The following is a 23,443-nucleotide window of genomic DNA, read 5'->3' as shown; positions in this document are numbered from 1 at the left end:
TTTGTTTTGTAATCATTTTGTAATGTAACTGATATATACATTTGGATATCTCGTCTGAAATAAGGCAAGCGGATTTCATTAGGTGAGTTCATAGTGAGACATCGAAAATTATTACAAAAAGGAGTTTATTACATGTTATTCGATACGCATGTTCATCTGAATGATGAGCAGTTTAACGAAGATGTAGAAGAGGTAATCGAGAGAGCACGGGATAATGGCGTTGACACAATGCTTGTTGTTGGATTTGATCGTAAAACCATTCCAAAAGCGTTGGAATTAGCGGAGACTTATGATTTTATTTATGCAAGTGTGGGATGGCATCCAGTAGATGCGATCCATATGACCGATCAGGATCTTATTTGGTTGGAAGAGTTGGCAGCACATCGGAAAGTTGTTGCCCTAGGAGAAATGGGATTAGATTATCATTGGGATACATCGCCAAAATCAATACAAATGGACGTTTTCCGAAAGCAAATTCGTTTGGCAAAAAAGGTGAAGCTGCCGATCGTTATTCATAATCGAGAAGCGACCCAAGACATCATTACTGTTTTGAAAGAAGAAAAGGCTGAAGAAGTTGGCGGCATTATGCATTGCTTTAGCGGCAGCCCTGAAATAGCTAAAGAATGTGTAAAAATGAATTTTTATATTTCTTTAGGCGGACCCGTCACATTCAAAAATGCTAAAAAACCAAAAGAGGTAGCAAAGGAGCTTCCACTTGAACATTTACTGGTGGAAACAGACTGCCCTTATTTGGCTCCCCATCCATATCGTGGAAAAAGAAATGAGCCAGCTTATGTTAAACTAGTTGCTGAACAAATTGCTGAGCTAAAAGAAATACCTTTTGAAACAGTTGCTTTACAAACAACGAGGAACGCAAAAAAATTATTCGGCATAAACTGATAAAAAAGCTTATCGAATCACTTAGAAACTTGTCCATTCTTTTTTAATTCCAAAAAGTTCTACATGGCGTTTTTCATTCATAGGATATTTGTGTCGAGAAGGCAGACTTTCTTTTTTTCAAGAGTTTATGCATAATAGTGATTACGTTGTTGCCGGAAACTAAATGGGTTGACAGTCAGAAAAATAGTCTATATAATCTCTCGGAGAAGAAGGAGGCGCAATTCATGAAAATCAAAAACATGAAAAGCCTGTTTTCCAAGTCTATGAGTAAAAACAAATGGGCAGCAGTTATCGTAACGTTTGTAGTACTTATCACTGCTATTAGTTTTGTCACTTATGAGGGGACTAAAAAAACTGTTGCACTCACAATTGACGGTGAAGAACAAGTCATTAAAACTCATGCAAAAACAATTGCTGATATATTAAAATCCTTAGATATTGATACTCGCTCAGAAGACTATTTATCTCCAGCGGCAAAGACAAAGGTAAAAGAGGGCATGTCTGTCGTATTGGAACCGGCAAAACAGGTTGATTTGGCTGTTGGGAATGAAGAACGCACTGTTTGGACAACGGCAAAGACGATTCAAGAATTGTTAACGCAGGAAAAAATTAAAGTAGGAGAACACGACGAAATTACTCCTAATCTTGACGAGGAAATTTCTAACAATATGAAAATAGCAATAGAATACGCTTTCCCACTCACGCTGGTTGATGGACAACAAGTTGAGGAGACTTGGTCTACTTCGACTACGGTCGCTGACTTTTTAAAAAAGCATGATGTAACGCTTAATGAATTGGATCGACTTAACCTTGAGTCATCTTATGAACTAAAGCCTCATGACAAGGTTGAAATCGTGAGAGTGGAAAAAGTTACCGATGTCGTAGAAGAACCGACTGACTTTAGTGTGGTCACGAAGAAAGAAGACACGATGGACCAAGGAACTGAGAAAGTCGTTCAACAAGGTGAAAACGGCATTAAAAAGAATACGTTTGAAATTGTAAAAGAAAATGGGCAAGAAGTTTCTAGAAAACTAGTAAAAGAGGAGACAGTAAAAGACAGTACTGATAAGATTGTTGCAGTAGGAACAAAGCCAGTGGTTTCTCAAGTTTCACGTGGTGCAACAACAAATGCTGCAGCAGAAGGTAATGAATTTTACATGGACTCCACTGCCTATACATCTTACTGTAATGGCTGCTCAGGTGTAACTGCAACTGGCATCAATCTTCGAGAAAATCCTGGATTGAAAGTTGTAGCAGTGGACCCCAGCGTTATTCCGCTTGGTTCTAAAGTGCATGTGGAAGGTTATGGCTACGCAGTAGCTGGTGATACTGGCGGAGCCATTAAAGGGAATAAAATCGACGTTTTTATTCCGGATAAAACACAAGCGTATCGCTGGGGCGTTAAAAAGGTAAAAGTAAAAGTGATAGAATAGCTTATTTTTTTCAGCAGAGGGGGGATTCCTCTGCTGTTTTTATTTTTTCTCAAGAAGAGATATAATAAGAAAGAAACACAGCATTATCACTTTTTTAAAACATCTACTATATTAGACGTTTTATATGACAAAAATGTTTCACTTTTTTCGGAGGTTTTATGAAAATAAAAGAAATTGTTGTAGTGGAAGGCAAAGATGACACAGTTGCGATTAAAAGGGCAATCGATGCGGACACAATTGAAACAAATGGTTCTGCAATTTCAGAAGAAACAATAGAAAGGATTCGCCTTGCCCAGAAGATAAGAGGAGTAATTGTATTTACTGATCCTGATTACCCAGGTGAAAAGATACGCAAAATCATTGCTGAGAGCGTACCAGGCTGTAAACATGCATTTGTGAAAAAAACAGATGCGAGGCATCAATCAGGAAAAGGAATTGGTGTTGAGCACGCTAGCCCTGAGGCTATTCGTACCGCTTTGAAGGATGCATATGTGATGAAAGAAGAGATCAATGAGCTGATTACAAAAGAAGATCTGCTCACTGCTGGATTAATTGGCGGCAAAAATGCAAAGCAGCGGAGAGAACGATTAGGAAATTTGCTTAAAATTGGTTACACCAATGGCAAACAGCTGCATAAACGCTTAATGGCTTTTCAAATTAGCAAAGAAGCATTTGCATCTGCATGGAAGCAGGTTATACAGGAGGAGCAGGATGGCTAAAGACATTGCAACACCATTAAGAACAAAAGAAATATTACAGAAACATGGATTTTTGTTCAAAAAAAGTTTAGGACAAAATTTTTTAATTGATCCTAATATTTTACTGAAGATAACTTCATATGCCGGATTAACGAAGGAAACCGGTGTGATCGAAATTGGACCCGGCATTGGCGCCTTAACGGAGCATTTAGCTAGAGAAAGCAAAAAGGTTGTTGCTTTTGAAATCGATCAAAGATTGCTGCCGGTACTGGCAGATACGTTATCAGCATATAAAAATATTCACATTATCCACGAAGATATATTAAAAGCAAATGTGCTTGATGTCATTCAACATCATTTTTCTGGAATTACTGATTTGATGGTTGTTGCCAATCTTCCGTATTATGTCACAACCCCAATTTTACTGAAACTGTTAGAGGAAAATTTGCCGCTCAGAGGATTGGTAGTGATGATGCAGAAAGAAGTAGCAAATCGGATTTCAGCCCAGCCTGGAACGAAGGATTACGGATCTTTATCAATTGCAGTTCAATATTATACGAAAGCGGAGCAAGTGATGACTGTTCCAAAAACTGTATTTATGCCTCAGCCAAATGTAGAATCCGCGGTTGTTCGTTTAATAAAGCATGAGCTTCCCGTCGTAAATGTAAAAGACGAGGCTTTTTTCTTCCAAGTGACAAGGGCATCCTTTGCTCAGAGGCGAAAAACAATATTTAATAATTTAATCAATCAATTAACTAACGGCAAAAATAAAAAAACAGAAATTCTTGATGCGTTGGAAAAAGCGGCGATTGATCCGGGAAGAAGAGGTGAAACATTATCTATTGAAGAATTTGCTAGGCTTAGTGATGCACTCTATATCCCATTTCATGAGCAGCCTTTGTAGGTTGCCCCCTCTTCACTAATAAATGAAATAAGCAGAAATAATGACCATCTAGTGCATCCGTATAATGAAATGAGCACCTATTTACAATGTACAGCATAGGCTAAGATAGGAGCATAACGTGGTATTTATGATTTCCTTCTCTTTAGGCAGCAGCTGTTTATTAGCTAAAGCCTTATTTAGAAATAAGGGAAGGAAAGATTACTGATCATACTCCTCATTCTGCTGTTTATTGGAGTTGAAAGACTGTGGAAGTTCAGAAAAATCAAATTGTCGGTCGGATATCTTACCAGTGTGATCTGTTATTTCGAGTGATTGATATTAAAGAAATAGACGGCGAGAAAACAGCGATCTTATATGGGGAAGATTATCGACTGATAGCTGACGCACCTTTAGATGATTTAGTTTTCATGGATGATCAAGAACAAATGAAAAGGTCAAGTGCATGTAGGGATTTAGAGGAACAGTCATATAAACTATTTAGCCAGGATATTGCTTTGTTAAGGGAAAAACAGGAATATGAAGCTACTTATGGATATAATCAAGCGTATAATTATTTTCAAGTCCCGGGTAGAGTGCTGCATTTAGATGGAGACCCATCATATTTAAACAAATGTCTTGCTTTATATGAAAAAATTGGTGTCACTGTTTATGGAATTCATTGCAACGAAAAAGAAATGCCGTATCAAGTTGGTCCTCTCATTGAAAAATATCGCCCCGATATTCTAGTTATTACAGGTCATGATGCGTATTCGAAAGTAAAAGGAGAAAAGTCAGACCTTAATGCTTATCGACATTCTAAAGATTTTTTAAAAACGGTAAAAGAAGCAAGGAAAAAAGTTCCCCACTTAGATCAATTAATTATTTTTGCAGGTGCTTGCCAATCTCATTTCGAATCTTTGATCCATGCTGGCGCCAATTTTGCTAGTTCACCGCTCAGAGTAAACATTCATGCCCTTGATCCGGTTTATATTGTAGCCAAAGTAGGATTTACTTCTTTTATGGAACGAATAAATGTTTGGGATGTCTTACGCAATACATTAACCGGTGAGAAAGGATTGGGCGGAGTGGAGACGAGGGGAGTATTGAGAACGGGAATGCCTTTTCGATTTATTCATGAAAACTAATGAAAGGTTATTTATTTAATTTTGCTATCGAAAAACCTTCGCTTGTACCTCTGCTATTTTCTTAGCATTGTCTAGATCTTTATGTGCTGACTAAATAAGCCTTCACTGTTAAGAATGGAAAAGCCCTTTATGCATTAGATAGGGCTTTTGCTTTTTTACATTTCATCGTTGTCTTGTTAATGAATCTCCTCATTCCTTGCAAATATCTTACATAAAAATAAACTTTTAGGGCAAGATTTAGATAGCAAAGAATTTTAGTACAATTTGTAGATGAAAAATCATTGACAAACAAATCGATTCATTGATAAAATAATAAATTTACTTGACTATTTTATGTAAAGGTGTTACACTATATTTTAGTGAGGTGGGAGCGAAATGCCAAAAACATTAGCGAGCATTAAAAAATCCCTTGATTCTAACTTGGGTAAAAGATTAATGTTAAAAGCCAATGGAGGCCGCAGAAAAACCATTGAGCGTTCTGGGATTTTGGCAGAAACTTATCCATCGGTTTTTGTCATAGAATTAGACCAGGAAGAAAATGCATTTGAACGTGTTTCATATAGCTACGCAGACGTACTTACTGAAACAGTTGAATTAATTTTTTTTGACGATACAACAAGAGGTTTAGCCTTAGGACAACAGTAAACATGATATGTTTACTGTTTTTTTATTGTCGTTCGAGCTGATCATTTAAACCAGGGCTGATTGCTACAAAATGGTGCTTTTGGAGGCGTAAATCGCTGATAAAGCAGCTTTCTTTGTATACACTAAGAAGTGCGGCAATGTAAAGGAGGACTCGTGATGAGTAGAAGACGGCGAGGAATCATGTCTGAAGGACTAAAAGAAGAAATTGCAAAAGAATTAGGATTCTATGATGTCGTTCAGAAAGAAGGCTGGGGCGGTATTAAAGCTCGAGATGCTGGTAACATGGTAAAACGAGCTATTGAAATGGCTGAGGAGCAGCTTGCAGACAAAAAAGGCTGAACGAAAGCCGTTTTGTATAACCCTCTGGATTAGTAATGATTAATAGTCGGATTTTGACCCTTTGCGTGTTGATGAAAGCACACACATACAACAATACATGCCGCAAAGAGGCTAAGCTCTAAGTTTAGCCTCTTTTTCTATATCCGCTGAAAACACTTTATGATTGCTTTTCTCTGCATCATCCGTTAAAATATGCCATCTATAGTGTGGTTTATGGTAAAATAGGACAAAATCATTTGAACAGTCATGACTACATATTTTATTGTAATGTATGATGAGAGGCCACAAGATGATCCGCACTTTTTAAGGAAACCTCTTATAGACGAAAAAGCAGGTGAATGAAGTGACAGTGTTAGTAAAAGCGCCAGCCAAAATCAATCTATCTTTGGATGTTTTATATAAACGGCCAGACGGTTATCACGAGGTGGAAATGGTGATGACTACAATCGATTTAGCTGACCGTATTGAATTAGCAGAACTGCCGGAAAATCGAATTAAGATTTTATCACAAAGCCGCTATGTTCCAGACGATCATAGAAATTTGGCATTCAAGGCAGCAAAATTGTTAAAAGAGAAGTATCATATTTCCAAAGGTGTTGCGATATCGATTGATAAAATGATTCCAGTTGCCGCTGGCTTGGCTGGAGGCAGCAGTGACGCTGCAGCGACTCTTCGGGGATTGAACAAATTGTGGAATTTAAATCTTCCTCTAAGCAAACTAGCTGAACTAGGAGCAGAAATCGGCTCAGATGTTGCTTTTTGTGTTCATGGCGGGACAGCATTAGCAACCGGTCGCGGAGAGATTATTACAAAATTGCCATCGCCGCCTAATTGCTGGGTTATTCTCGCAAAACCAGCAATCGGGGTTTCCACTGCTGATATATATAAGCAGCTGCAATTGCATACGATCGACCATCCAGACACAAAAGCGATGGTCGAATCATTGTATCAACAAGATTTTAAAAAAATTTGTTCACATGTTGGTAATGCACTTGAAATGGTTACATTAGGCATGTACCCACAAGTTCAGCAAATTAAAGATCAAATGAAACGTTTTGGAGCTGATGCCGTTTTAATGAGCGGAAGCGGCCCTACTGTATTTGGACTTGTGCAATACGAATCACGTGTCCAACGAATCTATAATGGACTTAGAGGATTTTGTGAGCAGGTTTATGCTGTTCGTATGCTTGGAGATGAAAAAGCGCTTGTTTAAATCCGTACATTACTGGTATATTAACAATATACATTCGTTTTTTTAGCTAATGATGATCAAGTACGATTGATCATTTACTTATTCCACATCTAATAGAGAGAAGACCTGACTTCAAGCGAAGCATCAATAGAATTCGATTGCTCCCGAGATTATTGAATGTAAGGGACAGCACTTTTGAAGGCTGTGATTTCGTTTTAATTGTGTACAAGCGTTTAGATTCCTTCTTTCTAGAAGTGGATTTTTTCATCAAGGTGGAGAGTGAGTGTTTAGCATAAACGAATTCACTAACAGGAGGGTTGTGCCATGAAGTTTCGTCGTAGTGAGCGACTGATCGATATGACTCATTATTTAATGGAGCATCCAAGAAAACTAGTGCCATTAACCTTCTTTTCTGAACGCTATCGTGCGGCGAAATCGTCCATTAGTGAAGATCTTGTTATTATTAAAACAACATTCGAACAGCGCGGGGTAGGTACACTACAAACTGTTTCTGGTGCAGCTGGCGGAGTCATGTATCTATCGATGGTCAGTGAACAAGAGGCTAGAGAATTTGTGGATAATCTTTGCCAGATCATAGCAGATCCAAGCCGTTTGCTGCCGGGAGGCTACTTGTATTTAACAGATTTGCTCGGACAGCCGGCAATTTTGAATGAGGTTGGCAAGATGCTAGCTTCTGCATTTGCTAAGAAAAAAATAGATCTTATTATGACAATGGCTACAAAAGGAATTCCAATCGCCCAAGCAGTAGCTTCACATTTAAACGTGCCATTTGTTATTGTAAGAAGCGATAGTAAAGTAACAGAAGGTTCAACAGTAAGCATAAATTATGTGTCAGGATCATCAAAGCGTATTCAAACAATGGCCCTCTCAAAGCGGAGCTTGCAGGAGAATGCAAAAGTATTAATTGTGGATGATTTTATGAAAGCGGGCGGAACGATAACAGGAATGATTAATTTGCTGGATGAATTTCAAGCTTTTGTAGCTGGTATTGGCGTATTAGTAGAATCTGAATACCCAGAGGAACGATTAATTGACGAATATGTTTCTTTAGTAAAACTAACAGACGTTGATGTAAAAGAGAAAAAAATCAATGTAGTGGCAGGCAATTATTTTACAAAAAAACAAAGTGAATGCTCTTAAAGCTTTTGGATGCCGCACACGGTAAGTGAAAGGGGAGGAATGGGAAATGAAAGTAGTAGCAACGAATCAAGCACCGGCTGCCATTGGACCATATTCACAAGGGATCGTCGTTAATAATATGTTTTACAGTTCTGGACAAATTCCTTTGACAGTTGATGGAGAAGTTGTTTCAGGAGGCGTTAAGGAACAAACGCATCAAGTTTTTAAAAACTTGCAGGCGGTATTGAAAGAAGCTGGCGCTTCATTAGAAACAGTCGTAAAAGCAACGGTATTTATTAAGAATATGAATGATTTTGGGATTATTAATGATGTATATGGGGAATATTTTTCTTCACATAAGCCTGCGCGTTCGACTGTTGAAGTAGCAAGGCTTCCTAAAGATGTGCTAGTGGAAATAGAAGTTATTGCACTCGTAAAATAAGCAGCTGATGTAAGTGCTATCTGTTGCTCTTGAAAACTGCCATTTTGGAAATGACCGATATTTTTTTATCTTCCTAAGTGCTTGCATCTTTTGCTTAAAATGTCGGCAAGCACTTTTTAAAAATGAAACAACATTTTTATTGGTTTATATTCTCCATTAATGGCATAAATGATATCCACCAATTCCATTTTTATAAAATTACTGGAAACTTTTCAAAAAATTTCGGAATTATAGCAGGAAATTTCTAAAATCTGTTGAATACTTAAACTAGATTCTTTAAAAGGGAAAAGGTGGTGAACAGAACATGGAAGTAACAGATGTAAGATTACGTCGTGTAAATACAGAAGGAAGAATGAGAGCAATAGCGTCGATTACGATGGATGAAGAATTTGTTGTACACGATATTCGTGTAATTGATGGGAATAATGGATTATTTGTAGCGATGCCAAGTAAACGTACGCCAGACGGTGAATTCCGTGATATTGCTCATCCAATCAATTCTAGTACACGCAGTAAAATTCAAGAAGCTGTATTAGCAGAATACCATCGCCTAGGAGAGATGGATGAATTAGAATTAGAGGAAGCTGGAGCTTCTTAATTAAATATTGCAACAAGAGCCTACATATTTCGTAAGGCTCTTTTTTATGAGTGCGCTTACTTTCACAAAATAACCTGTTTTGGGTAATTATTATATATCATATAAAATAATGGGAGAACGATGCGAAATGCCAATGAAATCTCGGCAAAACTTGACTAGATGAAGGAAAAGAATACTTGCCATACTAATCATAGTAAATCCACCCTTTCTTGAAAAAAACCATAAATTAAGATATATTCATAGTGGACAAAAATGATTATGGGGGACCATATATGAAAAAACGATTCGCAGTTATACTTGCTGCTGGACAAGGAACGCGTATGAAATCGAAGCTGCATAAAGTGCTTCATGCTATATGCGGCAAACCAATGGTTGAACATGTAACAGACCAAGTCTCTCAACTTGGAATGGATAAAATTGTAACGATTGTTGGACATGGTGCTGAGGAGGTGAAGCTTCAATTAGAAGGCAAATGTCTATTTGTTCTTCAAGAGGAGCAACTTGGCACTGCCCATGCTGTTATACAAGCAAAACCACTGCTTAAAGATGAGGACGGAACGACCGTTGTTGTTTGTGGCGATACGCCGCTTATCAAAGCAGAAACAATTGAAGCACTGATGAAGCATCATGAAAACCAAGGTGCAAAAGCGACGATTTTGACTGCGTATGTTGCCAACCCGACTGGTTATGGGAGAATCATTCGAGACGACGCTGGCCATATTGAACGAATTGTAGAACATAAGGATGCCACACAGGAAGAAAGAGAAGTAAAGGAAATTAACACAGGCATATACTGTTTTGACAATAAGGCACTTTTTTCTGTATTGGATAAAGTATCCAACCATAACACCCAAGGTGAATATTATTTGCCGGATGCCATTGGCATTTTAAAAGCGAAAGGATCTGTCATTGCTGCTTATCAAACAGATGATTTTGAGCAATCACTCGGTGTAAATGATCGGGTTCAGTTAGCAGCAGCAGAAAAAATATTACAAAGAAGAATCAATGAGTTTCATATGAAAAACGGCGTTACAATAAGGGATCCTGAACATACATATATTGGCAGTGATGTGGTAATTGGGCAGGACACCGTGATAGAACCAGGTGTCATGTTGGCTGGAAACGTCACCATCGGTCAGAACTGTCATATTGGACCAAACACAGAAATAAAGAATTGTCACGTCGGAAATGATACAACTATTCGTCAATCAGTCGCTGCAGATAGTGCGATAGGATCTCATGTTCAAATCGGGCCATTTTCCCATATACGTCCTTTATCGGAGATTGCAGACGATGCAAAAATTGGTAATTTTGTAGAAATGAAGAAAGTATCCTTTGGACGTGGAAGTAAAGCTCCGCATTTGAGCTATATTGGTGATGCAGAGGTAGGATCAGGTGTTAATATCGGCTGTGGAAGTATTACCGTTAACTATGATGGGAAAAATAAATACTTAACAAAAATTGAAGATGAAGCTTTCATAGGCTGCAATTCTAATCTGGTTTCTCCTGTCACAATAGGAAAAGGCGCTTTTGTTGCTGCTGGTTCCACTATTACGAACGATGTGCCGGGTGAGGCATTATCCATTGCGCGAGCAAAACAAATAAATAAAGAAGGATATGTACAGAAATTAAATTTTAAAAAATAATTGGAGGGCATCATGTCAAAGTATCTTGACCCAAATCTTAAAATTTTTACATTGAGTTCAAACCGTCAATTAGCAGAGGAAATTGCAAACGGGGTTGGAGTTGAACTTGGCAAATCATCTGTTACTCGTTTTAGCGATGGTGAGATTCAAATTAACATCGAGGAGAGTATTCGCGGTTGTGATGTCTTTGTTATACAATCAACAAGTTCACCAGTGAACGAAAACTTGATGGAGCTGCTCATTATGGTTGATGCGCTAAAACGGGCCTCAGCCAAAACAATTAACATTGTAATGCCTTATTATGGATACGCTCGTCAAGACAGAAAAGCACGTGCACGCGAGCCAATTACAGCAAAATTAGTTGCAAATCTTTTAGAAACGGCTGGAGCGACTCGTGTCATCACATTGGATTTACATGCGCCGCAAATTCAAGGGTTTTTTGATATTCCAATCGATCATTTGATGGGTGTACCGATTTTATCCAATTATTTTAAAACAAAAGATTTCAATGATGATGTTGTCATTGTTTCTCCAGACCATGGCGGGGTAACACGTGCTCGTAGAATGGCAGAAATATTGAAAGCTCCAATTGCGATTATTGATAAACGCCGTCCAAAGCCAAATGTCGCTGAAGTGATGAATATTGTTGGAACTGTGGAAGGCAAAATTGCAATTTTGATTGATGATATTATTGACACAGCTGGAACCATTACTTTAGCAGCCAATGCTCTTATTGAAAGTGGGGCAAAAGAGGTATATGCAAGCTGTACACATCCAGTATTATCAGGTCCGGCGATTGAACGTATTACCCATTCAGCTATTAAGGAGCTTGTGGTGACGAACTCGATTGTTCTCCCAGAAGAAAAGCAAATTGATAAAATAGTGGAGCTGTCTGTTGCATCACTAATTGCTGAAGCTATTATTCGAGTACACGAAAATAAGTCCGTTAGTACGTTATTTTGATATTGTGTATAATGTATGATTAAATAATAAGTAAGCAACAAATGAAAAATTTGGTTTTTGTATGTGAAGAACAGTGCAATATTTCCTTGCTTGTACTTTGGTATTTTTTCCGGATTTTTGTCTTTAGCTGGAACTTTACTCAAAAGTGAATCAGACTTTGGCATCTTTAAGCGGATTTTTCATCAGGTAGAGTCGCTTTCTATCTGATATTTCGAAGTTAAGCGCAAAATAAATGAAAGGGAATGAATTGTAATGGTCACAATACTTGAGGCAAAAAGCAGAAAGAGTAAAAAGAAATCAGAAATAAACCAACTTAGAAAAACAGGGAAAATCCCTGCAGTTGTCTATGGCTTTAAAACTGAAAATACGCCGATTGCGGTCGATGAACGTGATTTTATTAAAACGATACGAGAAGTGGGAAGAAATGGTGTTATATCACTTCAGATAGACGGAGAAAAGCAAAATGTGCTGTTAAACGAATATCAAGAAGATACATTGCAAAATAAAATTACTCATATTGACTTTATCGCTGTCGATATGTCCCAAGAAATCGAAGCAAGTGTACGTGTTGAATTAGTTGGAGAAGCAGAAGGGGTTAAATCTGGTGGAGTTTTACAACAGCCGCTCTTTGAATTATCGGTATTGGCAAAGCCAGATAAAATTCCTGAATTTATTAGCTTAGATATATCAACGCTTCAAATTGGCGACTCCTTATCTGTAGGTGACATTAAAAATGATGGCACATACACGATTAATCATGATGAAAATGAAACAATTGCTTCAGTCCTAGCACCGCGAGTAGAAGAAGCAGATGATGAAGAGGCGAAAGAGCCGGAAGCAACTGGCGAAGGAGAAAAAGAAAGTTAAGTATAGATAAAGAAGGGCGCAGCCATCAAAAATAGAAGGTTGCGTCTTTTGGACGTGAAATCCATTAAAATGGAAACAACTTGTTGTATAAGATTTGTTTCATGTATAATAAGGGATAATATGTAACAGTTCTTGACAGACTACTTTAAAATTTGAAAGAAATCGTTCAAAAAGTATTGAGAATCTACGGTACAGACTTGCGTGTTTAAACAAGCAATGCCGCTTTGCCTGATCACGCTCGTATTCCATGGCTTTTTTGAACACACATTTAAAGAAAATGGAGTGTTGTGAATTGAAGTTAATCGTGGGTTTGGGAAACCCTGGTCCTCAATATGAACAAACTAGGCACAATATTGGTTTTAAAGTAATCGATGAATTAGCGCATCGGCTTCAAACGCCGCTGCGGCACTCTAAATTTAACGGAATGTATGCTATTGTTCATCATGGCAACGAAAAACTGATATTGCTAAAGCCCTTAACATATATGAATTTGTCTGGGGAAAGCATTCAAGCAATGATGCGTTATTACGATGTTCCTATTGATCATTTGCTCGTTATATATGATGACCTTGATTTGCCTGTTGGGAAAATCCGGCTGCGGCAAAAAGGGAGTGCTGGGGGGCACAATGGCATCAAGTCAACGATCGCACATCTTGGCACCCAAGAATTCAAGCGCATTCGAGTTGGCATCGATCGTCCAGAACCAGACATAAGTGTATCTAATTATGTGTTAAGTACATTTTCCAAGGAAGAACAAAAAATAATGGAAGAAGTCATAAGCAGATGTGCAGATAGCTGTGAAAAATGGTTAGAAATGTCATTTATTGAAGTAATGAATCAGTTTAATTAATCAATGATGAATAACTCCTTTTCAAATCGTTCATACTATAAAGAAGAACAGACTAGAAAGGGGCTTTTGCCACATGGCAATCCACTATCATTGTCGTCATTGCGGTGTTGAAATCGGTGCCATTAACGATGTACTTATCCATTCTGAGGATATAGGACTTCATACATTGACAGAAGAGGAAAGAAGAGACATGATTCGCTATGAAGCAGATGGACATGTAACCATTAAGACTATTTGTGAAGACTGTCATGAAGCATTGAATCGCAATCCAGATTTACATCAATATGATTATTTTATCCATTAACAGCTTTGGAATTGAAATCCAAAGCATTTTTCTATTTTTTATTCCACACATACCTAACGTGAAGGAGTAAGAAAGATAGCTAGAAGCTTTACTGTGTTTCGTTTTAAAGGGAGGGTTTTCGGTTGAAAGGATTACAGCAGCTGATGCTGCAACAGGATGAAATTCAATCAGTTATTGCTGGAGTAAAAGAAAACTTAAAGGAACAATTAGTGACAGGGTTGTCAGGTTCAGCTAGAGCAGTTTTTATAGCTTCACTATTTGAAGAATCAAAAAAACAAACAGTGATTGTCACCCATAATCTTTTACAAGCACAAAAACTATATGAAGATTTATTGCCATTTATAAAACAAGATCGTTTATATTTATATCCTGCGGATGAACTGATTGCTACAGAGATTAGTATTGCCAGTCCAGAGCTTCGAGGACAGCGGATTGAAACCCTCAATTTTATGATTTCCAAAAAACCAGGCGTGATCATCGCTCCTATCGCTGGATTGAGAAAACTACTTCCGCCTCCTGATGAATGGACCCGCCATCAGCTTATGTTCAAAGTAGGAACTGAGATTGAATTGGATCTCACTTTGCACCAGTTTGTTAGAATGGGGTATCATCGTGTCGAAATGGTAGAGGGGCCAGGGCAATTTAGTTTAAGAGGCGGAATTATCGATATTTATCCGTTAACAGAAACAGACCCAATCAGAATTGAGTTATTTGATGCTGAAATTGACTCTATTCGGAAATTTTCAATAGAGAATCAGCTCTCTGTTCAAAAGCTTGATGAGGTATTAATTGGACCAGCTACAGAATCATTAATAGATACAGCACAGTTAATTAGATTATCTGAAGAGTTAGAAAAAGGTTTGTCACATAGTCTAAAAAAGATAAAAAAACAAAAAACGAAAGAATTAATGACACAGTATATTGGCGAGGAAATTGAGAAGCTTCAACAAGGCCAAAAGCCTGAGCATATTTTTAAGTATTTATCGCTCGCCTATTCATACCCTGCAAGTTTGCTAGATTATGTTCCTAGCGGCAGTCTTTTTGTGTTTGATGAATTTTCACGAATTCAAGAAATGAGTGAAAGATTGGAGCAAGAAGAAGCGGAGTGGTATACGGCACTTTTAGAAGAAGGAAAAATCGTTCACGATCTAACATTAGCCCATTCGTTGCCGAAGCTGCTTAGCGCTTCTCCGCTTTCACATATTTATTTGTCTTTATTTTTAAAACATATACCAAATACGAGCCCACAAAATATATGCAGTCTGTCTTGTAAACAGATGCAGCAGTTTCATGGGCAGATGTCATTATTAAAAACAGAAGTATCCCGATGGCATAAAGGAAATTATGCAGTCGTCTTCTTAGCAACGGATGAAAAAAGAGCAGAAAAGCTGAAGCGAATGTTGATTGAAGATGACATTGAAACAGTTGTTTTGGAAGCGCAAAACAAACTATTGCCAGGAAAAACGCAAATTATTTATGGGCAATTAAATAGTGGTTTTGAATTGCCTAGTGTTAAATTAGTGGTCATTACGGAAGAAGAGATATTTAAAAAACCAACAAAAAAACCAAGGCGTTCAGCAAAACTTTCTAATGCAGAAAGAATTAAAAACTATTCAGAACTTAAAATCGGCGATCATGTCGTCCATGTAAACCATGGGATTGGAAAATACTTAGGTATTGAAACCCTTGTGATAAATGGTGTTCACAAGGATTATCTTCATTTGAAATATCAAGGGAACGACAAGTTGTATGTTCCGGTTGAACAAATCGATCTCGTACAAAAGTATGTTGGCTCCGAAAGCAAAGATCCTAAAATATATAAGCTCGGTGGCAGCGAATGGAAGCGAGTCAAGAAAAAAGTAGAGACATCTGTACAAGACATTGCTGACGACTTAATAAAACTTTATGCGGAAAGAGAGGCTTCAAAAGGCTTTGCTTTTTCTCCAGATGGCGATTTGCAGCGTGAATTTGAGTCTACCTTCCCATACAAAGAGACAGAAGATCAGCTACGGTCTATCGTAGAAATTAAACATGATATGGAAAAAGAAAGACCAATGGATCGCTTGCTTTGTGGAGATGTTGGCTACGGGAAAACAGAGGTTGCGATTAGAGCAGCCTTTAAAGCAATAATGGATGGCAAACAGGTTGCCCTATTAGTGCCAACAACGATACTAGCCCAGCAGCATTATGAAACTATTAAGGAACGTTTTCAAGATTATCCAATTAAAATTGGCTTGTTAAGTCGTTTTCGAACACGGAAACAGCAGACAGAGACGAAAAAAGGGGTGCTTAACGGGACAATCGATATTGTGATTGGCACCCATCGAATTTTATCAAAAGATGTCCGTTTTCATGATTTAGGATTGCTTATTATTGATGAGGAGCAGCGTTTCGGAGTCACTCATAAAGAGAAAATTAAGCAGATGAAGACGAATGTCGACGTATTAACGTTGACAGCAACGCCGATTCCAAGAACCTTGCATATGTCAATGCTAGGGGTTCGCGATTTATCGGTAATCGAAACGCCTCCTGAGAATCGATTCCCAGTACAAACATATGTAATGGAACTAAACAATATCCTCGTCAAGGAAGCAATTGAACGAGAATTAGTTCGTCATGGACAAATTTATTATTTATATAACCGTGTGGAGGATATTGAAAGAAAGACAGAGGAAATTTCAATGCTTGTTCCCGATGCTCGTGTTGCTTATGCACATGGCCAAATGTCAGAAACAGAATTAGAATCGGTTATTTTCAGTTTCTTAGAAGGTGAATTTGATGTGCTAGTAACGACAACGATTATCGAAACTGGTGTTGACATTCCGAATGTAAACACATTAATTGTACATGATGCTGATAAAATGGGACTTTCCCAATTATATCAACTGCGTGGAAGAGTAGGCCGTTCAAATCGTGTTGCTTATGCATATTTTACGTATCGTAAAGACAAGGTGCTAACAGAAGTGGCTGAAAAGCGACTGCAAGCGATTAAAGAATTTACGGAACTAGGTTCAGGATTTAAAATTGCGATGCGTGATTTGTCAATTCGTGGTGCAGGAAATATTCTAGGAGCACAACAGCATGGATTTATTGATTCAGTCGGTTTTGATTTATACTCGCAAATGCTAAAAGATGCTATTGAAGAAAGAAAAGGCAGCATATCTGAAAAGAAACTGCCTACTTTCGAAGTGGAACTGGAAATAGATGCCTATATACCTGATGTATATATAAAAGATGGCCAACAAAAAATTGAAATATATAAACGCTTTCGAGCGATCAAAACACTTCGTGAACTAACGGAGCTGCAAGACGAAATGGTTGATCGCTTTGGAGATTATCCTGAACAGGTGAACTACTTATTCATGGTTGCTGAAATGAAAATCTATGCGCGCGAATTATTGTTGGAAATGATAAAGCAAACAAAAGATCAAATCATTATTATGATGAGTGAAGAAGGCAGTCAGTTGATCGATGGACAAAAAGTGTTTCAAATTTGCAATCAGCACGGCGGAAAATTGGTTGGTCTTGGTATGGAAGGAGCCAAGCTAAAAATTTCTTTAAATATCCGCAGCCTTGCTACGGACGAGTGGTTTTTAATCGCTTATAACATGATCAAAGATTTGCCAAAAGCCAAAAAGTAGCTTCGATGGATGATGTCGTTTTGTAGCCATTTTTACACCTTCAGTCATGTATTTAAAAAGTAAATGTTGGGAATTAAACCACCTTCATTCGTTTCAATATTTGTCTTTTTTGTTTTCATCATTGAACCTTGAATGAACAGTTCTTTTTCACTGTGTCTTTTTTAAAAAGATGGTTTTATAAAAAATGTGTATAGAACTGCTCAGATGAAAGATACTAATTGTCAACGATGGTAATGGTTGTATTTTCGTTGACAAAAGAAATAATGTTCATTAATCATCTGATGAAAGAGAGGCAGCATAAGATGAAAGCAACTGGAATTGTTCGTCGTATTGATGACTTAGGAAGGGTGGTTATTCCAAAAGAAATTCGAAGGACTTTACGAATCCGAGAAGGAGATCCACTAGAGATATTTGTTGATAGAGATGGGGAAGTGATTTTAAAAAAATATTCTCCAATTAGTGAGCTCGGTGATTTTGCAAAGGAATACGCAGAAGCTTTATTTGACAGTTTAGGCAATCCTATTCTTATTAGTGATCGTGATACCATTATCGCCGTTGCAGGAGTATCAAAAAAAGAATATCTCAATAAAAGTATTAGCGAAATGGTAGAGTCAACAATGGAAAACAGAAATACTTCCTTAGTAACTGAGGGAGGAGAAGTCTATCTAGTCGATCATTATCGTGAAGAATTGGCTTCCTATGTAATCTCCCCTATTATTGCAAGTGGAGATCCAATTGGAGCTGTTATTGTATTTTCTAAAGAAAGTAAAATAGGTGAAATTGAAGCAAAATCAGCAGAAACTGCAGCAAGTTTTCTTGCAAGGCAAATGGAATCTTAATTGATTATCCTGATGGAAAGATGCTAGACATTGCTGCTTAGCCACTCAAGGTATCGTTTGAGTGGCTTTTTTCTTTTGTTGATGATAACGGGCTACAGCAGCGAATATGCTATAATACAAAAAGTACATACGCTTGAGGATAAAGTGAAACTTTATTAGTGGGGGTTTTCTCTTAATTAGACAAAAGCTAGGATCGCAGGCGTCCTCGAAAAGGAAACCGCTTTTCTTTGTGCGATGTTTATTCAAGAAGCTTTCCTTATCCTGTCGGCCCGAACCTATCGGAAATTTGACTTTCAGTTATCCCCCACCTAGCGCTTCTGATTCCTCTTACTCCTCAAGGTGGGGTCTTGACTTGCCAGTTAGATGTGGGATAAATACCTTTCCCTTCCTAACAATGAAAGGGAAGGGATATATGTAAGATCTTTTAAAATGATTCTTTTACGAGCGAAGTAATTGAAAGGAAAGGCGAGAGGACGTTTGTCGGAGCATGAGACAAAAAAGCTGATGCAGGGAGCTTTTATATTAACTGTCGCTGCGGTTGCAACGAAAGTTTTAAGTGCTGTATATCGGGTTCCTTTTCAAAATATTGTTGGTGATACTGGCTTTTATATTTATCAACAAGTTTATCCGATTTATGGTATTGCCATTGCCTTATCGATTTCTGGTTTTCCAGTAATGATATCTAAAATGCTTGCTGAAGCAGCTGAATTACAGAAAGAAAGTGAAGTAAAAAAAGTCATACAAGCAGCTTACCAGGTTCTTTTCGGATTAGGCTTTTTATTATTTGCAGGCTTTTATTTCGGGGCTCCTAAAGTGGCAGAATGGATGGGAGATCCCCTTTTATCTCCACTGATCAAAATGGTTTCTTTCGTTTTTTTATTTTTGCCATTATTATCTGTTTGGAGAGGTTTTTTTCAAGGAAAAGGAGAGATGCTGCCAACCGCAGTATCGCAAGTTAGTGAACAAACAATACGCGTTATTTCAATTTTAGTTCTATCCTATTTCCTTATTTCTAATGGCTATTCCCTCTATGATACAGGAATTGGAGCACTGCTTGGTTCAGTAGCAGGGAGTTTAGCCGCACTAATCGTTTTGTTTTTGTTTGTACTGTTCAGACAGCGCGACTTGTTGGAATTTAAGGTTGTTGATTGGAAAATATTCAAAAAAGTCGCGATAACAATCATTTTTCAAGGAACAGCAATTTGTATGAGCAGTATGCTTCTTGTATTGCTGCAACTTATAGACTCACTGAACTTATATGCAACACTAGTATCTTCAGGAATAGATGGCCAGCTGGCAAAGGAACTAAAGGGGGTCTATGATCGTGGACAACCGTTGGTTCAGTTGGGCATTGTCTTCGCAACATCACTATCATGGACACTTGTACCAATGGTTACTGCTGCTGCAAAAAAAGGACAGATGGATGTATTGCATGGATACATACAAACCACAATAAAAATAAGTATCATTGTTGGGGCAGGAGCAGCGGTCGGATTAATGAATATTATATCGCCAGTGAATGTTATGCTTTTTGAGAATGATAAAGGGTCGTCTGTTATTGCTATCTTTGTTTTCGCAATCTTTTTTTGCTCTATCATATTAACAAGCGCTGCCGTTCTTCAAGGCTTGGGGTCGATTTACAAACCAGTGCGATATATTGGAATTGGTTTAGTTATAAAGTTTTTTGGAAATCATTTACTTATTCCGTTGTTTGGAACGATGGGGGCTTCTTTTGCTTCTGTATGTAGTCTTGGAGTAATCGCGTTTCTATTGATGAGACAACTAAAAAAAAGGCTGACAAAACCTTTGTTGCCAAAAAGATTCTACCCCCATCTTTTACTGTCTTTGACAGCAATGTCAATTGTTCTCCAGCTATGGATGATGATTTTTGCGCCAGGCTCTGGCAGACTTGTAAATACAAGCGTGGCGCTTACAGCGGTGCTTGTAGGTGGATTTTGCTATTTTGTCATTGTGATTAGAAAACAGCTATTAGATGAAAAAGAATTGGAATATATTCCTTTTTTGGGTAAATTGCTTTTGGTCTTGAGAAAATAGCAGTTTAATCAATATAAATACAAAGAGGTGAAAACATAGATGAGGAAATCGATTACCATTGTCGGTTTAGGGGCAGGGGATTTGAACCAATTAACAATCGGCGTCTACGAAACATTAAAACAGACAAATAACTTATTTCTCCGAACAAAAGAACATCCAGTAATCCCAGCATTAGAAAAGGATCATATTCATTATGAATCTTTTGACGAGATCTATGAACAATATGATCAATTTACAGAAGTGTATGAGGCGATCGTACAGCGGCTTTTTCAAGAAGTTAAACAGCGGGGGAACCTTGTTTATGCAGTACCTGGCCATCCATTAGTGGCAGAAAAAACAGTTCAATTGTTATTGGAGCAAGCAGATAAACAGGAGGTTGAAGTAAAAATTAACGGAGGACAAAGCTTCCTTGATGCAATCTTTACCGCAGTTCAAGTTGATCCTATTGAAGGTTTTCAATTGTTGGATGGAACTGCCTTGCATCGAGATGATCTTCAACTCAATCAACATCTCATTATTGGACAAGTATATGATGCTTTTGTCGCTTCAGAGATAAAACTGACATTAATGGAAAAATATCCTGATAATTATCCGTTAAAGCTGATCACCGCTGCCGGCACTAGCAAACAAAAGGTAGAATCATTGTTGCTTTATGAACTAGATCGAGGGATGGCGTTGGATAACTTAACGAGTGTGTACGTGCCCCCAGTAAAGGAAGCGGAACTTCAATATCAAGAATTTTCAACACTAAGAAGGATTATTTCAACGTTGCGTGGTCCAGATGGCTGTCCATGGGATAAAAAACAAACGCATCAATCATTAAAGAAATATTTAATCGAAGAAGCCTACGAGTTGTTGGCAGCAATTGAGGCTGAAGACATAGACAACACGATTGAAGAGCTTGGAGATGTGTTGTTGCAAGTACTGCTGCATGCACAAATTGGGGAAGATGATGGGCTTTTTTCCATCGATGATGTCATCACAGGTCTGTCTGCTAAAATGATCCGTAGACACCCTCATGTTTTTGGCAAAACAAAAGCTGAAAATGTTGAGGAAGCTTTCAATCATTGGGAAAAAGCGAAAGAGCGAGAGCAGGGAGAACAATGTACTGCCTCTATCCTTGATAAAATTGCAAAGGGTCTGCCCGCACTATTACATGCTTATGAACTTCAAAAGCAAGCTGCTAAAGTGGGATTTGATTGGGAAGAGGCAAAAGATGCGTTAAAAAAAGTCTGGGAAGAAATGCAGGAGTTTGAAGAGGCATTGGAGAATGGAAACAGAGAAGAGCAATTAAAAGAATGCGGCGATCTTCTTTTTTCAGTTATCAATGCTGCAAGGCTTCTGTCTATTCATCCTGAGGAAGCGCTTCTCATGACTAATCAAAAATTTAAGAAGCGTTTTTCATTTATCGAAAAAAAAGTACAAGAAAGCGGCCGTACTTGGGATGAATATCCATTATCAGAGCTAGATCAGCTTTGGGAGGCGGCGAAGACGCAAGAATAGAGGGAGGTAGCGACAATGGCAACAATGCGTTTGGATAAATTTTTAAAGGTTTCCCGGATTATTAAAAGAAGAACACTTGCAAAAGAGGTGGCAGATAAAGGACGTATTCATATTAATGGGCAGCAAGCGAAGGCTAGCTCTAATGTTAAAGTTGGCGATGAATTAACGATCCTTTTTGGACAAAAGAAAGTGGTGGTGAGAGTAGAGAAACTACAAGACTCTACGAAGAAAGAAGATGCGGGAAGTATGTTTGTATTATTAAAGGAAGAACGAGTAGGCGAAGAATCTTAAATACAGCAGTTTATTATTATATCTAATTGACACTCCTTTTTCGAGAGCTTGTTCTATTTTTTCTCTCATTCACATACATATGGAACAAAGCGATGAAGAAGCGAGGGATTATTAGATGAACCATTATCAACGTGGAAGCGTAAATGAATCTACCAGCCGCAACGCTCAAGATCATGATATTATGATGAGAGGCCGTAAGCTTTTAGAAATAACTGGGGTTAAACAGGTGGAAAGTTTCGATAATGAAGAGTTTCTGTTAGAAACGGCAATGGGATTTTTGGCAATTCGAGGTCAAAATCTTCAAATGAAAAACTTAGATGTTGATAAAGGGATCGTTTCAATTAAAGGGAAAATCTTTGATTTAGTATATTTAGACGATCAACCTGGGGAGAAAGCTAAAGGGTTCTTTAGCAAATTATTTCAATGAGCCTCTCTATTCAATTTTATACCATGATTGCTATGTTTGGAATGGGAGGATTTTTTGGCGCCTCGCTTGACACATACAATCGATTTTTAAAAAGAAAAGCACGTCGGCGTTGGCTTGTTTTCATGAATGATATATTATTTTGGATTTTACAGGCCTTCATTCTTTTTTATATCTTATTATTAGTAAACGAAGGAGAAATTCGTTTTTATATATTTTTAGCACTGTTATGTGGATTTGCAGCCTACCAAGCTTTGCTGAAAAAAAGTTATGTAGCGTTATTAGAGTGGTTTATCCGCTTTACGATTTCGGTCGCAAATTTTATTTGGAGAGTATTGCATTTACTCATTTTTTCACCGTTTAAATGGCTTTTTCTTCTGCTTCTGACGATTATCCTTGGTTTAGGGCGGCAGCTATTTTTCCTTGTACAAATGATTGGAAAAATGTTATTATGGATGATAAAGACCATCTTGAAACCTATTACATGGATCGGGAGGATCATATGGAATATAATACCAATTAAGATTCGAAAAATGGTTATAAGATGGATAGATTTTCTCGCCCGACATATGCGTTATTGGAAGCACTTATTTACTAAGTTTTCTCGATTTTTACTGTCTATGTTCAAATCCAAATCGTGAGGGG

At 37.8% G+C, this 23,443-nt stretch carries 23 protein-coding genes; all 23 read left to right on the top strand.

The genetic code is table 11. From position 1 onward, the window contains the following. Positions 1–132 precede the first annotated feature (132 nt). The 23 genes from J2S08_RS18860 (at position 133) to yabQ (ending at position 23,439) form a co-directional block, all read left to right on the top strand. Complete coding sequence (locus J2S08_RS18860; RefSeq protein WP_307232309.1) at positions 133–900, top strand: TatD family hydrolase; 768 nt, start codon at positions 133–135, stop codon at positions 898–900. A 224-nt stretch (positions 901–1,124) separates the two neighbouring features. Next, positions 1,125–2,333 carry a G5 and 3D domain-containing protein gene (locus tag J2S08_RS18855; protein WP_307232307.1) on the top strand — a complete coding sequence of 403 codons (1,209 nt, stop codon included), beginning with the start codon at positions 1,125–1,127 and terminating at the stop codon, positions 2,331–2,333. Between the two features lie 158 nt (positions 2,334–2,491). After that, positions 2,492–3,052: a ribonuclease M5 gene (gene rnmV, locus J2S08_RS18850; protein WP_307232305.1), complete on the top strand. Its 561-nt coding sequence runs from the start codon at positions 2,492–2,494 to the stop codon at positions 3,050–3,052. Then, positions 3,045–3,935 carry a 16S rRNA (adenine(1518)-N(6)/adenine(1519)-N(6))-dimethyltransferase RsmA gene (rsmA, locus tag J2S08_RS18845; protein ID WP_307232304.1) on the top strand — a complete coding sequence of 297 codons (891 nt, stop codon included), beginning with the start codon at positions 3,045–3,047 and terminating at the stop codon, positions 3,933–3,935. Before rnmV ends, rsmA begins: the two co-directional genes overlap by 8 nt. A gap of 245 nt (positions 3,936–4,180) precedes the next feature. Then, the gene (gene yabG / locus J2S08_RS18840) at positions 4,181–5,059 is read left to right on the top strand and encodes a sporulation peptidase YabG (protein WP_307232301.1); all 879 of its coding nucleotides are present in this window, start codon (positions 4,181–4,183) and stop codon (positions 5,057–5,059) included. A 375-nt stretch (positions 5,060–5,434) separates the two neighbouring features. Further along, a complete protein-coding gene (gene veg, locus J2S08_RS18835; protein ID WP_307232299.1) occupies positions 5,435–5,704 on the top strand; it encodes a biofilm formation stimulator Veg in 270 nt (89 codons plus the stop codon). Between the two features lie 156 nt (positions 5,705–5,860). Then, entirely contained in the window at positions 5,861–6,043 is a 183-nt protein-coding gene (locus J2S08_RS18830) for a small, acid-soluble spore protein, alpha/beta type (protein ID WP_307232297.1), read from the top strand. Between the two features lie 343 nt (positions 6,044–6,386). Further along, the gene (gene ispE, locus J2S08_RS18825; RefSeq protein ID WP_307232296.1) at positions 6,387–7,256 is read left to right on the top strand and encodes a 4-(cytidine 5'-diphospho)-2-C-methyl-D-erythritol kinase; all 870 of its coding nucleotides are present in this window, start codon (positions 6,387–6,389) and stop codon (positions 7,254–7,256) included. A 303-nt stretch (positions 7,257–7,559) separates the two neighbouring features. Then, positions 7,560–8,396: a pur operon repressor gene (gene purR, locus J2S08_RS18820; RefSeq protein WP_307232294.1), complete on the top strand. Its 837-nt coding sequence runs from the start codon at positions 7,560–7,562 to the stop codon at positions 8,394–8,396. A 46-nt stretch (positions 8,397–8,442) separates the two neighbouring features. After that, positions 8,443–8,817 carry a RidA family protein gene (locus tag J2S08_RS18815; protein ID WP_307232292.1) on the top strand — a complete coding sequence of 125 codons (375 nt, stop codon included), beginning with the start codon at positions 8,443–8,445 and terminating at the stop codon, positions 8,815–8,817. 304 nt (positions 8,818–9,121) lie between these two features. Next, on the top strand, positions 9,122–9,415 hold the full coding sequence (gene spoVG / locus J2S08_RS18810) for a septation regulator SpoVG (protein WP_307232290.1): 294 nt from the start codon (positions 9,122–9,124) through the stop codon (positions 9,413–9,415). Between the two features lie 272 nt (positions 9,416–9,687). Next, a complete protein-coding gene (gene glmU, locus J2S08_RS18805; protein WP_307232288.1) occupies positions 9,688–11,061 on the top strand; it encodes a bifunctional UDP-N-acetylglucosamine diphosphorylase/glucosamine-1-phosphate N-acetyltransferase GlmU in 1,374 nt (457 codons plus the stop codon). A gap of 12 nt (positions 11,062–11,073) precedes the next feature. Beyond that, positions 11,074–12,024 (top strand): ribose-phosphate diphosphokinase, encoded by a 951-nt coding sequence (locus J2S08_RS18800; protein ID WP_370875719.1) that lies wholly within the window; start codon positions 11,074–11,076, stop codon positions 12,022–12,024. Positions 12,025–12,276: 252 nt separating this feature from the next. Then, a complete protein-coding gene (locus J2S08_RS18795; RefSeq protein ID WP_307232286.1) occupies positions 12,277–12,891 on the top strand; it encodes a 50S ribosomal protein L25/general stress protein Ctc in 615 nt (204 codons plus the stop codon). 292 nt (positions 12,892–13,183) lie between these two features. Continuing rightward, complete coding sequence (pth, locus tag J2S08_RS18790; protein ID WP_307232284.1) at positions 13,184–13,741, top strand: aminoacyl-tRNA hydrolase; 558 nt, start codon at positions 13,184–13,186, stop codon at positions 13,739–13,741. A 73-nt stretch (positions 13,742–13,814) separates the two neighbouring features. After that, on the top strand, positions 13,815–14,045 hold the full coding sequence (locus J2S08_RS18785; RefSeq protein WP_307232282.1) for an anti-sigma-F factor Fin family protein: 231 nt from the start codon (positions 13,815–13,817) through the stop codon (positions 14,043–14,045). A 122-nt stretch (positions 14,046–14,167) separates the two neighbouring features. Further along, on the top strand, positions 14,168–17,686 hold the full coding sequence (gene mfd, locus J2S08_RS18780) for a transcription-repair coupling factor (RefSeq protein WP_307232280.1): 3,519 nt from the start codon (positions 14,168–14,170) through the stop codon (positions 17,684–17,686). 302 nt (positions 17,687–17,988) lie between these two features. Further along, a complete protein-coding gene (spoVT, locus tag J2S08_RS18775; RefSeq protein ID WP_307232340.1) occupies positions 17,989–18,525 on the top strand; it encodes a stage V sporulation protein T in 537 nt (178 codons plus the stop codon). A 453-nt stretch (positions 18,526–18,978) separates the two neighbouring features. Beyond that, positions 18,979–20,580: a putative polysaccharide biosynthesis protein gene (locus tag J2S08_RS18770; protein ID WP_307232278.1), complete on the top strand. Its 1,602-nt coding sequence runs from the start codon at positions 18,979–18,981 to the stop codon at positions 20,578–20,580. 39 nt (positions 20,581–20,619) lie between these two features. Further along, on the top strand, positions 20,620–22,083 hold the full coding sequence (gene yabN / locus J2S08_RS18765; RefSeq protein WP_307232276.1) for a bifunctional methyltransferase/pyrophosphohydrolase YabN: 1,464 nt from the start codon (positions 20,620–20,622) through the stop codon (positions 22,081–22,083). Positions 22,084–22,107: 24 nt separating this feature from the next. Then, positions 22,108–22,374, top strand: coding sequence for an RNA-binding S4 domain-containing protein (locus J2S08_RS18760; RefSeq protein WP_307232338.1), 267 nt, complete (start codon positions 22,108–22,110; stop codon positions 22,372–22,374). 115 nt (positions 22,375–22,489) lie between these two features. Beyond that, a complete protein-coding gene (gene yabP / locus J2S08_RS18755; RefSeq protein ID WP_307232274.1) occupies positions 22,490–22,801 on the top strand; it encodes a sporulation protein YabP in 312 nt (103 codons plus the stop codon). Then, positions 22,798–23,439 carry a spore cortex biosynthesis protein YabQ gene (yabQ, locus tag J2S08_RS18750; RefSeq protein ID WP_307232272.1) on the top strand — a complete coding sequence of 214 codons (642 nt, stop codon included), beginning with the start codon at positions 22,798–22,800 and terminating at the stop codon, positions 23,437–23,439. The genes yabP and yabQ overlap by 4 nt, the downstream gene beginning before the upstream one ends. Positions 23,440–23,443 lie beyond the last annotated feature (4 nt).

The sequence above is a fragment of the Bacillus chungangensis genome (genome assembly GCF_030812995.1).
GTDB lineage: Bacteria > Bacillota > Bacilli > Bacillales > Bacillaceae_C > Bacillus_CF > Bacillus_CF chungangensis.
This window is presented reverse-complemented; position numbering and strand designations above follow the sequence as displayed.